The organism is Streptomyces sp. NBC_01506 (genome assembly GCF_045040295.1).
Taxonomy (GTDB): Bacteria; Actinomycetota; Actinomycetes; order Streptomycetales; family Streptomycetaceae; genus Streptomyces.
Genome location: NZ_CP109422.1, coordinates 4,656,723 through 4,671,503, shown reverse-complemented (window position 1 = coordinate 4,671,503; position 14,781 = coordinate 4,656,723). Strand labels below are relative to the sequence as shown.

13 protein-coding genes and 1 tRNA gene are annotated in these 14,781 nt (G+C 69.1%); 5 read left to right on the top strand and 9 right to left on the bottom strand.

What is annotated here, in order from left to right:
- Positions 1-40: 40 nt before the first annotated feature.
- Positions 41-862 carry a class E sortase gene (locus tag OG329_RS20385; RefSeq protein ID WP_405797023.1) on the top strand — a complete coding sequence of 274 codons (822 nt, stop codon included), beginning with the start codon at positions 41-43 and terminating at the stop codon, positions 860-862.
- Between the two features lie 97 nt (positions 863-959).
- On the opposite strand, the gene pknB is transcribed toward OG329_RS20385, so the two are convergent.
- The 7 genes from pknB to OG329_RS20350 all read right to left on the bottom strand — a co-directional run bounded on the left by pknB (position 960) and on the right by OG329_RS20350 (position 9,320).
- Positions 960-2,981 carry a Stk1 family PASTA domain-containing Ser/Thr kinase gene (pknB, locus tag OG329_RS20380; RefSeq protein ID WP_405797021.1) on the bottom strand — a complete coding sequence of 674 codons (2,022 nt, stop codon included), beginning with the start codon at positions 2,979-2,981 and terminating at the stop codon, positions 960-962.
- A 182-nt stretch (positions 2,982-3,163) separates the two neighbouring features.
- A complete protein-coding gene (locus tag OG329_RS20375) occupies positions 3,164-3,343 on the bottom strand; it encodes a hypothetical protein (protein WP_405797019.1) in 180 nt (59 codons plus the stop codon).
- Positions 3,344-3,361: 18 nt separating this feature from the next.
- Positions 3,362-4,822 (bottom strand): peptidoglycan D,D-transpeptidase FtsI family protein, encoded by a 1,461-nt coding sequence (locus OG329_RS20370; protein ID WP_405797018.1) that lies wholly within the window; start codon positions 4,820-4,822, stop codon positions 3,362-3,364.
- Entirely contained in the window at positions 4,819-6,228 is a 1,410-nt protein-coding gene (locus OG329_RS20365; protein ID WP_405797017.1) for an FtsW/RodA/SpoVE family cell cycle protein, read from the bottom strand. The genes OG329_RS20370 and OG329_RS20365 overlap by 4 nt, the downstream gene beginning before the upstream one ends.
- 25 nt (positions 6,229-6,253) lie before the next feature.
- On the bottom strand, positions 6,254-7,777 hold the full coding sequence (locus OG329_RS20360) for a Stp1/IreP family PP2C-type Ser/Thr phosphatase (protein ID WP_405797016.1): 1,524 nt from the start codon (positions 7,775-7,777) through the stop codon (positions 6,254-6,256).
- 141 nt (positions 7,778-7,918) lie between these two features.
- Positions 7,919-8,434 (bottom strand): FHA domain-containing protein, encoded by a 516-nt coding sequence (locus OG329_RS20355; RefSeq protein ID WP_405797014.1) that lies wholly within the window; start codon positions 8,432-8,434, stop codon positions 7,919-7,921.
- Positions 8,435-8,444: 10 nt separating this feature from the next.
- Entirely contained in the window at positions 8,445-9,320 is an 876-nt protein-coding gene (locus OG329_RS20350) for an FhaA domain-containing protein (RefSeq protein ID WP_405797012.1), read from the bottom strand.
- 315 nt (positions 9,321-9,635) lie between these two features.
- Between OG329_RS20350 and OG329_RS20345 the strand changes: the two genes are divergently transcribed.
- Positions 9,636-9,719: transfer RNA gene (locus tag OG329_RS20345), tRNA-Leu, on the top strand.
- A gap of 587 nt (positions 9,720-10,306) precedes the next feature.
- Here OG329_RS20345 and OG329_RS20340 read toward each other — a convergent pair.
- Positions 10,307-11,176, bottom strand: coding sequence for an SDR family NAD(P)-dependent oxidoreductase (locus tag OG329_RS20340; protein ID WP_405797010.1), 870 nt, complete (start codon positions 11,174-11,176; stop codon positions 10,307-10,309).
- A gap of 58 nt (positions 11,177-11,234) precedes the next feature.
- Between OG329_RS20340 and OG329_RS20335 the strand changes: the two genes are divergently transcribed.
- Positions 11,235-11,690, top strand: coding sequence for a MarR family winged helix-turn-helix transcriptional regulator (locus OG329_RS20335; protein WP_405797009.1), 456 nt, complete (start codon positions 11,235-11,237; stop codon positions 11,688-11,690).
- 179 nt (positions 11,691-11,869) lie between these two features.
- Here the strand turns inward: OG329_RS20335 and OG329_RS20330 are convergent, their stop codons facing one another.
- A complete protein-coding gene (locus tag OG329_RS20330) occupies positions 11,870-12,484 on the bottom strand; it encodes an FMN-dependent NADH-azoreductase (RefSeq protein ID WP_405797007.1) in 615 nt (204 codons plus the stop codon).
- A 140-nt stretch (positions 12,485-12,624) separates the two neighbouring features.
- On the opposite strand from OG329_RS20330, the gene OG329_RS20325 reads away from it, so the two are divergent.
- Entirely contained in the window at positions 12,625-12,981 is a 357-nt protein-coding gene (locus OG329_RS20325; RefSeq protein WP_405797006.1) for a winged helix-turn-helix transcriptional regulator, read from the top strand.
- 179 nt (positions 12,982-13,160) lie between these two features.
- Entirely contained in the window at positions 13,161-14,633 is a 1,473-nt protein-coding gene (locus tag OG329_RS20320) for a DUF2252 domain-containing protein (protein WP_405797004.1), read from the top strand.
- The last annotated feature ends 148 nt before the right edge of the window (positions 14,634-14,781 follow it).

Sequence of the window (14,781 nt, the reverse complement as noted above, 5' to 3'; positions counted from 1 at the left end):
CGAAGAAGCCGGAAAAAACGATACATCCGCGACAACTGGGGTGGTTGAGCCCGCGCCTGAGTCTGCGGACCCCGAGCCGCCCGAGCCCGAGCCCGCGCCCGACTCCTCGGACCCTGAGTCCCCGGCCCCTGAGTCCCCGGCGGAGCCGGAGCCCGAGCCCGCCGCGGACGCGCGCCCGGTCCGGCCGCGGCGCGGCCGGGTCGCCGCCGCCGTCAGCGTCTTCGGCGAACTGCTCATCACCGCGGGCCTGGTGCTCGGTCTCTTCGTCGTCTACTCGCTGTGGTGGACGAATGTCCTGGCCGACCGCGAGGCCACGAAGCAGGGCAACGAGGTACGCGACGGCTGGGCCGACGGCCGCGGCGGCCCCGGCGCCCTCGACGTCAAGAACGGCATCGGCTTCCTGCACGTGCCCGCGATGAAGAACGGCGAGGTCCTCGTAAAGAAGGGCACTGACCTCAAGTCCCTCAACAACGGCGTCGCCGGCTACTACACCGATCCGGTCAAGTCCGCGCTGCCCGAGGACAAGAAGGGGAACTTCTCGCTGGCCGCGCACCGCGACGGGCACGGTGCGAAGTTCCACAACATCCACAAGCTCAAGACCGGTGACTCGATCGTCTTCGAGACGAAGGACACCTGGTACGTCTACAAAGTCTTCAAGGACCTTCCGAAGACCTCGAAGTACAACGTGGACGTGCTCCAGCCGGTGCCGAAGGAGTCGGGCAAGAAGAAGCCCGGCCGCTATCTGACCCTCACGACGTGCACGCCCATCTTCACCTCCGACTACCGCTACATCGTGTGGGCCGAGCTGGAGCGCACGGAGAAGGTCGACAAGGACCGGACGAAGCCGCCGGAGCTGCGCTGAGCCGGCCCGTCCAGCACGACGGCGTACGGCACGAAGAAGCCCCGGCATCCTGAAAGAGGATGCCGGGGCTTCTTCATCTCCTAAGGAGGCGGCGACCTCAGTCGCTGCCGCCGAAACCGCCGCCGATGAAGCCCCCGTTGTCACCGCCGCCGTTGTCGCCGCCCCCGTTGTCATTGCCGCCCGTGGAAGCGACGAACAGCGTCACGGTGCTGTTCTTCTCGACTTCCTGGCCGGGCTGCGGATTGGTCCCGACCACCCGCGCGTTGGGGTCGTTCGGCGAGTTCGGGGCCAGTACGACCACCAGACCCAGGGCCTCCAACTGGGCCTTCGCCTCGGCGACCGTCTTGCCGCCGACGTCACCGGGGATCTGCACCTTCTCGGGCTGCGCCGGCCCCTTCGAGACCTGGAGGGTGACCTGGCTGCCCTTGGCCGCCCTGGCGTTGCCCGTCGGGGTCTGGCCGACGACAGTGTTCGCGGCCTTCTCCGAGTCGACGTCCGTACGCGCGACCGTGAAGCCGAGCAGTTCGAGCTGGCTCTTCGCCTCTTCGTACGGCTTGTCCGTGACTGGCGGCACCTGTACCTGCGCCTGCTTGGCGACGGAGAGCGTGACCGTCGCCCCCGTCTCCGCCTCCGAGCCGCCGGCCGGTTTCTGCGAGACGACCGTTCCCGGGTCCTGGTCGCTCTCCACCTGCTTGGTCTCGACCTTGAACTCCGCGTCCTGAAGAGTCTTCGTCGCGTCCTCGACGGTCTCGTCGGCGACGTCGGGCACCTGGACCTTCGGTGCGCCCTCCGAGACGACGACCTGGATGGTGTCGCCCTGGTTCATCTTCTCGTCGGCCCCGGGGTTCTGCGAGCAGATGGCGCCCTTGGGCTGGTCGCAGCGGTCCGTCCCGGACTGGGCGACCTCGACCGAGGCGTTGCTCGCCAGCTCCTTCGCGGACGCCATCGTCTCCCCCACGAGCTGCGGCACGGGGATCCGGTCCGCGCCGCCGTCGTCGCCGCCGAAGACCGCCTTGCCGATCAGGATGGCGCCCGCGAGCACCAGGACGCCGGCGAGGATCAGCAGGATCGTCGAGGTGTTGGACTTCTTCTGCCGGCGCCGGTCGGGACGGTCGTCGTAGTTGCCGTAGCCGCCCCCGTCGTCGGGGTTGACCGGCGGCATCATCGACGTCTGGCCGCCGCCGGGAGGGGCGGTGCGCAGCGCCGTGGTGGGCTGGTCGTCGGAGCCGTAGCCGCCCGCGTAACCGACCGCGCCCATGGCCGCGGTGGCCGCGACGGGCTGGCCGTCGAGGCACGCCTCGATGTCGGCGCGCATCTCGTCGGCGGACTGGTAGCGGTAGTCCGGGTCCTTGACGAGGGCCTTCAGCACGATCGCGTCCATCTCGGGCGTGATCTCGGGGTCGAAGGTGCTCGGCGCCTGCGGCTCCTCCCGTACGTGCTGGTACGCGACGGCGACCGGTGAGTCCCCGATGAAGGGCGGGCGCACGGTCAGCAGCTCGTAGAGCAGACAGCCGGTGGAGTACAGGTCGGAGCGCGCGTCGACCTGCTCGCCCTTGGCCTGCTCGGGGGAGAGGTACTGCGCGGTGCCGATGACCGCGGAGGTCTGGGTCATCGTCATGCCGGAGTCGCCCATGGCGCGGGCGATGCCGAAGTCCATGACCTTGACCTGGCCGGTGCGCGTCAGCATGACGTTGGCCGGTTTGATGTCGCGGTGGACGATCTGGGCGCGGTGCGAGTACTCCAGCGCCTGGAGGATCCCGACGGTCATCTCCAGCGTGCGCTCGGGCAGCAGTCTGCGCCCGGAGTGCAGCAGCTCACGCAGGGTGGACCCGTCGACGTACTCCATCACGATGTACGGGATGGACACCCCGTCGACGTAGTCCTCGCCGGTGTCGTAGACGGCGACGATCGCGGGGTGGTTGAGCGAGGCGGCCGACTGGGCCTCTCGGCGGAACCGGGCTTGGAAGGACGGGTCGCGGGCGAGGTCGGCCCGCAGCGTCTTCACAGCGACGGTGCGGCCGAGCCGGGTGTCGTGCGCGAGGTACACCTCGGCCATGCCACCACGGCCGAGCACCGAGCCCAGCTCGTACCGGCCGCCGAGGCGACGCGGCTCTTCCATACTGTTCCAGCCCTCTCCGTCTGTCCCGACCGCACCGGTGTGCGGTCCGGCGGTGTGCTGTCCGCGCATACGCTACCGGGCACGCCGCATCCGGTCCGACCGTCCCTGGTAGCTGATACAGGACTGGTACTTCAATGGCCACATATCGGTTGTTAACGTTCGGGTGGCGAGGGTGAGACCGGTCACCGGTCGGGCATCGGCGCCGCGTTATCGATTCCGCCGAATTCCGCCGCCGTGCCGCCGCCGTGCGGTGTCGAGCTGTGATCGAGTTCGGTGTAGAGGGAAACGTTTTCCGTGTTTATCGACGGTCCGCCGACTCGTCCGACAATGGCCCGGACAGCGCCAATAGCTGTCCGGGCCATTTCGGGAATGTCGCCCGACTACTCCTTGCTGTCGATCACGGCCTTCATGACGTCCTTGGCGATCGGGGCGGCCAGGCCGCCGCCGGAGATGTCGTCGCGGGTGGCGTCGCTGTCCTCGACCACGACCGCGACGGCGACCGGCGACCCGTTCTCGCCCTTGGCGTAGGAGATGAACCAGGCGTACGGGTTCTTGCTGTTGTTCTCGCCGTGCTGCGCCGTGCCGGTCTTGCCGCCGACCTTCACGTTCGGGATCTGCGCGTTCTTGCCGGTGCCCTCGTCGACGACCGTCTCCATCATCTCCTGGAGCATCTGCGCGTGCTCCTGGCTGAGCGGCTGGCCCATCTCCTCGGACTCGGTCTTCTTGATCACGTCCAGATTCGGCGCCTCGAGCTGGTCGATCATGTACGGCTTCATGAGCTTGCCGTCATTGGCGATTGCGGAGGCGACCATGGCCATCTGGAGCGGAGTCGTACGGGTGTCGAACTGGCCGATGGAGGAGAGGGCGGTCTGCGAATCGTTCAATTCCTCGGGAAAGATCGAGGCGTTGGCGCGGACCGGGACGAACTGCTCCTCGTTGAAACCGAATTTCTTCGCGGTCTCCAGCATCTTGTCCGCGCCGACGTCATAACCGAGCTTGCCGAAGACGGTGTTGCAGGAGATCCGCAGCGCTTCCTTGAGCGTCGCGTTCTTGCACGGGATGTTGCCCTCGTTCTCCAGCGGCGTCGTCGTGCCCGGCATCGTCCACGGGAGCGGGGTTTCGGTCTTGGCGTCGATGTCGTCCACGACACCGTTCTCCAGCGCCGCCGCGGCGGTGACGACCTTGAAGGTGGAGCCGGGCGGATACGTCTCGCGCAGCGCGCGGTTCAGCATCGGCTTGTCGATGTCCTTTTCGAGCGCCTTCCACGCCTTCTCGTCGTCGGCGCCGTAGCCGGCGAAGGACGAGGGGTCGTACGAGGGGGTGGAGGCCAGCGCGAGGATCTTGCCGGAGCCGGGCTCCAGGGCGACAACGGCGCCCTTCTTGTTGCCCAGGCCCTCGAAGGCGGCCTTCTGCGCGGCGCCGTTGAGGGTCGTGACGACGTTGCCGCCCTTCGCCTCGTCGCCGGTGAACATCGCCATGGTGCGGTCGAAGAAGAGCTGGTCGTCGTTGCCGGTGAGGATGCCGTCCTCGATCTTCTCGATCTGCGTGGCGTCGTACGCCTGCGAGGCGTATCCGGTGACCGGTGCCCACATCGGGCCGTCGAGATAGGTCCGCTTGAACGCGAAGTCGGTGTCCTTCGTCTCGACCGACCCGGTGATGGGCTTGCCGTCGACCACTATGTTGCCGCGCTCGCTCGCGTACCGCTCGATCAGGACGCGGCGGTTGCGATCGTGGCTGTTCAGCTCGTCGGCCTCGACGTACTGGAGCCAGTTGGTGCGCACCAGCAGCGCCAGGACCAGCAGTCCGCAGAAGATCGCGATGCGTCGCAGGGGCTTGTTCACGGTCGGACCACCTGGGTCATCTCGGCGTCGGGTGAGGGGGCGGGCGCCGGGGCGGGACGGCGTGCGGTGTCGCTGATTCTGATGAGGATGCCGATCAGCGCCCAGTTGGCGATCACCGACGAACCACCGGCCGCGACGAACGGCATCGTCATACCGGTCAGCGGGATGAGGCCCATGACACCGCCGGCGACAACGAAGACCTGGATGGCGAAGGCGCCGGAGAGACCGATCGCCAGGAGCTTGCCGAAGGGGTCGCGGGCCGCGAGCGCGGTGCGTACGCCGCGCTCCACGATCAGGCCGTAGATCAGCAGGAACGCCATCGTGCCGGCGAGCCCGAACTCCTCGCCGACGGTGGACAGGATGAAGTCGGAGTTGGCCGCGAAGCCGATCAGGTCGGAGTTGCCCTGGCCGAGACCGGTGCCGAGCGTCCCGCCGGCGCCGAACGACATCAGCGCCTGGCCGATCTGCTCGCTCTGCTCCCAGGTGGAGTCCGCGAAGGGGTTGAGCCAGAACTCCACGCGCTGCTGGACGTGCGGCTCGAACGTGGCGACACCGACCGCGCCCGCGGCGGACATCACCAGGCCGAAGACGATCCAACTGGTGCGCTCCGTGGCCACGTACAGCATCACCACGAAGAGGCCGAAGAACAGCAGCGAGGTGCCGAGGTCGGTCTCGAAGACCAGGATCAGGATCGACATGGCCCAGACCATGAGGATCGGTCCCAGGTCGCGTCCGCGCGGCAGGTAGAGGCCCATCACCCGGCGGCTGGCGAGCGCCAGGGCGTCGCGCTTCACCATCAGATAGCCCGAGAAGAAGATCGCGATGATGATTTTCGCGAACTCACCGGGCTGGACGTTGAAGGGGCCGATGCTGACCCAGATCTTCGCGCCGTTCACCGCCGGGAAGAAGACCGGGAGGATCAGCAGGACCAGCGCCACGGCCATGGAGATGTACGTGTAGCGCTGGAGGATCCGGTGGTCCTTGAGCAGCAGCAGCACGGCGACGAAAAGCGCGATGCCGATCGCCGAGTACAGCAACTGCTTGGGCGCGTCCGGGGTGAACGCGCCGAAGGAGCTCTCGGCGCGGGCGATCAGCCGGGGCGACTGGTCCAGCCTCCAAATGAGGACGAGCCCCAGGCCGTTGAGCAAGGTGGCGAGCGGCAGCAGCAGCGGATCGGCGTACGGGGCGAACTTGCGCACCACGAGATGGCCGACACCGGCCAGCAGCCCGATGCCCAGGCCGTACCCGATCATGCCGCTGGGCACCTCGTTCTTGACCGCCAGGCCGACGTTCAAGTACGCGAAGATCGGGATGACGACGGCGAAGGCGAGCATCGCCAGCTCGGTGTTGCGGCGGCTCGGCGCTTCGATTGCGCCGATGGTGGTCGTGTTGGTGACAACGCTCATGGTGGTGAAGGCCCCCTACGGCCGGCTACTGCTTACCGCAGTTCGAGGCGAGCTTCTGCTCCTCCTCCGAGAGGCTGGGGCCCGGAGAGGGAGTCGCCGATTTCGGCGTCTCTTGCTTGGTGTCGGTGCCGGTGGTCTGTGGCTTCGTCCCGGTCGTGCCGCCGGCCTCGCCCTCGCCGGTGATCGCGTCCGCCGCGCGCTCGGACTCACGGCGCTGTTCGTCCTTCTGGCACGCGGCGGCCTGCTTGGACAGGTCGTCGATCTTGGTGCGCGCGGAGGCCTTGCTGCCCTCGGCGATCGTGTCCTCGACCTGCTTGCGCTGGTACTCCGGCAGGTACTTGAGTTCGATCTTGGTGAAGTCCTCTTCGACCTTCGACAGCGAGACCCACGCCAGATCCTGGCTGATGCCCCGGTAGAGCGCGACGTGTTCGTCGTTGACCCCGACGTAGTACTGGGTCTGGGTCCAGCGGTAGCCGCCGTACAGCCCGCCGCCGACGACCGCCAGCGCGAGCACGACGTAGAACGAGCGCATGAACCACTTGCGCCCCGCGCCCCGCGGCTTGGCGAAGTCGTCGTCGCTGTACGCCCCGAAGCTCGCGTCCGGCGGCATGCCGCCGTAACCGGCCCCGTCTCCGCTGCCCGGCGGGCCGAAGCCCCCCGAAGGGGGCTGGTGCTGCTGCGGTACGGGACGGCCCAGACCGGCGGCGCGGCCGGCGGGCGTCTGCATCGACGGGTCGCTCTCGGCGGCGTGCAACTGCTGATTCTCGGCGACGGCGCCGACGACGACCGGGGTGTCGTTGAGCTGCCCGGCCAGGGTGTCGTTGGACTCGACGTCCAGGACGTCGGCGACGATGCAGGTGATGTTGTCGGGACCGCCGCCGCGCAGAGCGAGCTGGATGAGGTCCTGGATGGTCTCCTGCGGGCCCTGGTAGCTCGCCAGGGTCTCTTCCATGGTCTGGTGCGAGACGACGCCGGAGAGGCCGTCGGAACAGATCAAGTACCGGTCGCCCGCGCGGACTTCGCGGATCGACAGATCGGGCTCGACATGGTCGCCGCTGCCCAGCGCGCGCATCAGCAAGGAGCGCTGCGGGTGGGTGGTGGCCTCTTCCTCGGTGATGCGCCCCTCGTCGACGAGGCGCTGCACCCAGGTGTGGTCCTGTGTGATCTGGGTGAGCACGCCGTCGCGCAGGAGGTAGGCGCGGGAGTCTCCGACGTGTACGAGGCCCAGGCGCTGGCCCGTCCACAGGAGGGCGGTGAGCGTGGTGCCCATGCCCTCGAGCTGGGGGTCCTCCTCGACCATCACGCGCAACTGGTCGTTGGCGCGCTGGACCGCCGTACCGAGCGAGGTCAGGATGTCCGATCCCGGCACGTCGTCGTCGAGCTGCACGAGCGTGGAGATCACCTCGGACGAGGCGACCTCACCGGCGGCCTGGCCGCCCATGCCGTCGGCGATGGCCAGAAGGCGCGGACCGGCGTAGCCGGAGTCCTCGTTCCCCTCCCGGATCATGCCTTTGTGCGACCCGGCGGCGAAGCGCAGAGAAAGACTCATGCGCGCCTCTCCTGTCGGTTCGCCAGCCGAATGTGGCGCCAGCCGGTCTCGAGCCACACTGCCCACCCTCCGGTCGGGAGCCCGCCGCGGTCCCGGTGAAGGACCGCCGCGGCTCGCTCGCTCCGCTCGCTCATTGTCGTACTACTTCCGCAGCTCGATGACGGTCTTGCCGATGCGGATCGGCGCGCCCGGCGGAATCGGTGTCGGGGTGGTGAGGCGGGTCCGGTCGAGATACGTGCCGTTGGTGGACCCGAGATCCTCGACGATCCACTGGCCGTCCCGGTCCGGATAGATCCTGGCATGCCTGCTGGACGCGTAGTCGTCGTCCAGCACGATCGTTGAGTCGTGCGCCCGGCCCAGGGTGATGGTCTGTCCCTGGAGGGCCACCGTGGTGCCGGTGAGGATCCCCTCCGAGACGACCAGCTTTGTGGGTGCCCCCCGGCGCTGGCGGCCCGTCTGCTGCCGTTGTGCGGGCGGCGCGGCGCTCTGGCGGGGGGCGCCCTGCGGCGGCCGTGAGTCGGCGTTGCGGCGTGAGCCGCGCTGCGTGACACGTGTGCCGAAGAGATCGCTCCGAATGACCTGGACGGCCACAATCACGAACAGCCACAGAACGGCTAGGAAACCTAGCCGCATGACCGTCAGGGTCAGCTCTGACATTGCCCCCGCTTCACCCTTCGGCTTGCCGGTAAACGATGGTGGTTTGGCCCACGACGATCCGCGAGCCGTCGCGGAGCGTAGCGCGGGTGGTGTGCTGTCCGTCTACCACGATGCCGTTGGTGGACCCGAGATCCTGGATCGTCGAGGGCGTTCCGGTCCGAATCTCGCAGTGCCGGCGGGAGACGCCGGGGTCGTCGATCCGCACGTCGGCGTCGGTGCTGCGGCCCAGCACCAGCGTGGGGCGCGAGATCTGGTGGCGGTTGCCGTTGATCTCGATCCACCGGCGGACCTGGACGCCCGGCATCGCCCCGGGAGGCGGTGTCGAGGGGGGCTGTGCGGCCTGTCCCGGGCGCCCGGCGCCCGGCGGGGGCGTCGGAGGCATGGGGGGCGGTGACGAGGGAGGGTAGCCGTAACCACCGGGCGGTGCGGCCGGCGGGGCCGCGGGGGCCCTGCCGGGGGCGGCTCCGCGTACGGGTGCGGGGCCGGGGCCCTGCTCGGGTCCCTGTGACGTACTCGACGCCAGGGTGCGGCTGCGTACCCGGTACAGACCGGTGTCGAGGTCGTCGGCCTTCTCCAGATGGACCTTGATCGGGCCCATGAAGGTGTAGCGCTGCTGCTTCGCGTAGTCGCGTACGAGCCCGGACAGTTCGTCGCCGAGCTGTCCCGAGTACGGGCTGAGGCGCTCGAAGTCGGGCGCGCTCAACTCGACGATGAAGTCGTTGGGGACGACGGTCCGCTCGCGGTTCCAGATCGTTGCGTTGTTGTCGCACTCACGCTGAAGGGCGCCGGCGATCTCCACGGGCTGGACCTCGGACTTGAACACCTTCGCGAAGGTGCCGTTGACCAGACCTTCGAGTCGCTGCTCGAAGCGCTTCAGGACTCCCATGGGGCACCTCCTTCGTCGTTGCCGTCCTGGTACTGCTTACTGATCGTATCCACGCGTAGGGAAATCGGCTGGTTCCCCTTGTCTGCCCCGTCGATGAGTGTCACCTCTCACACGGATCGTAGAGGCGGCCTCTGGACAGTGTCCCGCACGCGGGGTGCACTCCGGAGGAGTGGGGGGAGGCCGCTCGAGGTTGCTTCTTCCCCGGCAAGGTCGCCGGGACAAACGGATGTGATTCCACTGTGTGCAGCGTGCTAATCTTTTCGATGTCGCCAGGCGATCACACCAGCAGGTGAGAGGCCGGACGGCACACCCAATGCGCGGGTGGCGGAATAGGCAGACGCGCTGGATTCAGGTTCCAGTGCCCGAAAGGGCGTGGGGGTTCAACTCCCCCCTCGCGCACAGAGGTCAACTGACCCGATGAAGCCGGTCGAAGCGACGGAATGTCGCTTCGACCGGCTTCTTCGCGTGCCGAACAGACCTGTGGCCTCTTCCTGATGAGCACGAGGCCACGGCGGGTCCGGTGGCGTCCGGTGGCGTTCGGTGGCGTTCGGTGGCGTTCGGCGGCTTCGCTGTCCTTGCTGTCCTTGCTGTAGCCGTTGAAGGAACGTGACCGATTCGCGTCCCCAGATCTCGGGCGGTCCGGCCGGTGACGGGGTGACATCCACCACAGCGAGTCGTGGATCGCGGTCGCGGTCGCGGCCTCGCGCTGCCGCGACGTGGTGGCCGGTCCCGCTGTGACCGGCTGTGTCAGGGGGACGAGCAGGTTCGCGGTTCGACGGCTCCGCCCCGGTGGGTGATCAGGGTGAGGGTGTTGCGCAGGGTGGTGATGCCGAGGTCGGTGAGGGTGTCGATCCAGGCATCGACGTCCTGGCGATAGTCGTGGTTGCCGTTGCCGTTGCCGCTGCCGCGTGGTGTCGGTGTGCGATGCGCCGGGGCCGGTATCCCGGTACCGGCCGGCCTCCTCCTTAAGACGGAGCCGCCACGTCTCAGTCGGACGCGCGGCCCGCCAGCAGCGCCATGGTCTGATCCCACAGCTCCTTCTGTACGAGGGGATCCCGCCCGGGTTCGGGGCACTGAAGCGGCTTGGCGTCGCGTACGGAGAAGTAGCCGCCGCTGGTGTGCGCGAACGCGGGGTCGGTGGCGAGCCGGACGATGATGCCCGCGCCCTTGCGCGGGTCACCGACGCGCAGCGTGTTCAACACCCGCCGCAGCAACTGGGATCCGGGCAGATCACGTCCCAGGCCGGTGGCGTTGAAGCCGGGATCGCAGCAGTTGACCGTGACCTTCGCGGGATCCAGGCGCCGGGCCAGTTCCTGCGTCCACATGATCGTCATCAGCTTGGTCCGCCCGTACAGCGCCATCGACGCCCGGCGTGTGTATGGGGCGACATGGCGCAGGTCCTCGGCCGGCGCGATCGACTTCGCCTGCTGGGACGCCTCGGAGGCGACGTTGACGATCCGGGACGGCGCCGAGCCCAGGAGCCGGTCGGTCAGGGCTTGGGTCAGCACGAATGGACCCAGATAGTTGACCGCCGTCATGCCCGAGAAGCCTTCGGTGGTGGTGCGCTGCGAGAAGGCGTGCAGCCCGGCGTTGTTGACCAGCACGTCCAGACGCGGGTAGAACGCGGCGATCTCCTGTCCGACCCGTCGAGCGTGTGCGATCAGGCCCAGATCCGCGTGGAAGACGTCCACCGGCACGTCACCGGCGACCGCCTTGAGTTCATTCGTCATGGCGTCGGCCTTGGTACGGGAGCGGGCCACCATGCCGATGCGGTAGCCGCGCCCGGCCAGGTCGAGAGCGGCGATACGGCCCAGGCCGGAGGTGGCTCCGGTGATCACGGCAACGGGACGGTCCATCACTTCACTCCATTCGTGAGGTACCTCATGATATCCCTGTGGGAGGATACCCGACACCATGAGCGAGCACGCGGCGATCACCGCCGAAACCGGCCCTGAGCAGGTAGGACTGACGTTCCTCACCGTCGCCTACGGCCTGCGCGGGGCAGTGGACCGGCACATGCGGTCGACCGTGGGACTCTCCCTGTCCCGCACCAAGGTCCTTCAGGCTCTGGCCGCGCACGGCACCCTGCACCAGGCCCAGCTCGCCGACGCCCTCGGCCAGGCACCCCGGTCCGTCACCCAGATCGTGGAAGGACTCGAACGTCTCGGCCTGGTCTCCCGCGCGGACGACGCCGACGACCGCCGCCGCAAGACCGTGTCCCTGACCGCCGCGGGCAGCACCACGCTGGCGGCGGCGGAAGAAGCGGGCGCCCATGTCCTGCGCGAGATCTTCGGCTCGCTGGACCCGCAGCAGATGAAAACCATGCGGTCGTCGCTGGCCCGCCTCGGCACGGCACTCACCACAGAGTGACGAGGCCCGCTGTCCGACCCGACCGCGGCCGCATGTCACCGGGCGGGTGGGGGTGGTGACATGGGCCCGGCCCGCACCCGTACTGCTCGGGGTGCGGGCCGGTCTGTTCGTCCGCTGTGCGTCTGTTGTCGGTGGGTTGCGCGTCCGCGTCCGCGTCCGGGTCCGGGTCCGCGTCCGGGTCAGGCGGCGAGGCGGGAGGCCAGGGCCTTCGCCTTCTGCGCGGCCTCTTCGCGGGCCTTCGTACGGGACGCCTCGGCGAGCGGGATGAGTTCGGCCATGGCGGGCAGGCTGTGGGCCAGGGTCAGCTCGGGGACGATGAAGTCGACTCCCTCGACACCGAACATGCCGCTCAGGACCTTCGTCAGATAGTTCTGGACGAATTCGAAGTCCTCGCGCGGGGTGCCCGGCGCGTACGAGCCGCCCCGGCTGGCGACGACCGTGAACGGCTTGCCGGTGATGGGGCTGTTCTCGCCGGTGTTGTGGTCGACGATGATCACGTGGTCCAGCCATGCCTTCAGGGTGGACGCGATCGTGAAGTTGTACATCGGGGCGCCGATGAGAACGGCGTCCGCGGCCGCGAGTTCGGCGGCGAGTTCGGCGCGCAGCGCGTTGTCCGCGCCCGCGGCGGCGGCGGCGATGTCCAGATGCGGCAGTGGCGCCGCGGCGAGGTCGCGGTAGACGACCGTGCCTTGCGGCTGCTGCTCGCGCCAGCCCTGTACGAAGGCGGCGGTGACCTCGCGCGAGGCGGATCCCTGCGGGGAAACGGCGGAGTCGATGTGCAGCAACGTGGCCATGAAGGTCTCCATAGGGGACGGAGGGGTGGGCGCGGCCCGGCGGAGTGCCGGTTCCGTTCGTGCACTTTCGTGCGTACCTATTAATAACACAGTAGCTTACTTTTTTTCATCCCCTCGCGGGTTCGCAGTACGCTGGTGCCATGGAGGGAAACGGCGGGGACCCGTGCAAGCCGGTGGGCACGGGGATGACGCGCGTCTTCGAGCTGTTCGGGAAGCGGTGGACCGGGCTGATCGTGTCCGTCCTGATGCAACGAGCCGTGTACTTCGCGGAGTTGCGGCGGGCGATCCCCGGTATCAGTGAGCGCATGCTGTCCGACCGGCTGACGGAGCTGGCGGCCGCGGGGCTGCTCGTGCGCGAGGTCGACGAGGGGCCGCCGCTGCGCGTCGCATACCGGCTCACGGAGGCGGGGGCGGCGATGGAGCCCGCGCTGGAGGAGCTGGGGCGGTGGGCCGAGACGCATCTGGCGGGCGAGAGCGGCTGCCCGAAGCGGGAGTAGGGCCTGTCGGCGAGGTGGGCTCGTCGGGGGGCGTGGGCGTGGGTGGGGGCGTGGGCTTCGGGCGTGATCATGCTTCGAGCTGGGGCGGAGGGTTATCCACAGGGAGAGGCGGTTGTCGGGGTGCGGCGGTAACGTCGTGGGCGGTTGATGTCGGGCGAGTGCGGGGGAGGCGGTGCGCCATGGGCGAGGCCGGTGCGGTGGTGGCGGACGGGCGCATTCCCGTGGTGCCGGGGTTCGTGCGGCGCGTGACGCCGGGCGGTGGGCGGGGCACGCCGAAGGACGCCGGGAAGGCGTTGCGGGAGCGGGTTCCGAGGTCTTCGCACGATTCGCTGGTTGTCTCGGCCTCGCGGCCGGACGCGGTGCGGGCGGTGGAGGAGTCGAGCCGTGACCGGGTGCCCGAGCTGGCGCCGCTGCGGGTGGGGCGCATGGCCGCGACGCCCTTCGCGTTTCTGCGGGGCGCGGCCGGACTGATGGCGCACGACCTGGTGGGGACGCCGGTGACCGGCGCGGGCGCGCAGATCTGCGGCGACGCGCACGCGGCGAATTTCGGGTTGTACGGGGACGCGCGAGGCCGCCTCGTCATCGATCTGAACGACTTCGACGAGACGGTGGTCGGCCCCTGGGAGTGGGACGTCAAGCGGCTCGCGACGTCGCTGGTGCTGGCCGGGCGTGAGGCCGGCGCCGACGAGGACACGTGTCGGCGCGGCGCGCAGGACGCGGTGGGCGCGTATCGGCGCACGATGCGGCTGCTGTCGAAGCTCTCCGCCCTGGACGCGTGGAACGCGATCGCGGACGAGGAGCTTGTCTCCCATACGGACGCGCGCGACCTGATGGGGACGCTGGAGCGGGTGTCGGAGAAGGCCCGCAAGAACACGAGCGCGCGCTTCGCCGCCAAGTCGACGGAGGTCGTCGCGGGCGAGGGGGACAGCGACGGGGCCGGCGGGAGCGGGAGCGCGGACGTGACGGCGCAGCGGCGCTTCGTCGACGCGCCGCCGGTGCTGCGGCGGGTGCCGGACGAGGAGGCGGCGGCGGTCGCGGCCTCGCTGGGCGAATATCTGCACACGCTCTCGGAGGACCGGCTGCCGCTGCTCGCGCGGTACGCGATCCACGACGTGGCGTTCCGGGTGGTCGGCACGGGCAGCGTCGGGACGCGGTCGTACGTGGTGCTGCTGCTGGACCACCGGGGCGAGCCGCTGGTGCTTCAGGTGAAGGAGGCGCGGGCGTCGGCGCTGGTGCCGTATCTGGAGGCCGCCGGATTCGAGGCGCCGGGCGTGGAGCACGAGGGGCGCCGGGTGGTGCTGGGGCAGAAGCGGATGCAGGTCGTCAGCGACAACCTGCTGGGTTGGACGACGGTGGCCGGCCGGCCGTATCAGGTACGGCAGTTCAGGAACCGCAAGGGCAGTGTGGATCCGGCCGCGCTCCCGGCCGACCAGGTGGACGACTACGCGCGAATGACCGGCGCGCTGCTGGCCAGGGCCCACGCGCACAGCGTGGATCCCCGGCTCGTCGCGGGCTACTGCGGCAAGGGCGAGGAGCTGGACGAGGCGGTCGCGGCCTTCGCCGTCGCGTATGCGGACCGGACCGAGGCGGATCACGCGGAGCTGGTCACGGCCGTCAAGAGCGGACGGATAGCCGCCGAGCTGGGGGTGTGAGTCCGGCGGGGCCCGGGGCGGGCCGGGCTTCGTGAACGTGAGTGGGGCTCGGTGAGGGTGTGCCGGGGGTCGCGCGGCGGGGCGCGATGTGTCGGATGCGACGTCGGCGTATCGGGGCGTGGACCAGGGATGTGAGGGAGGTGGCCGG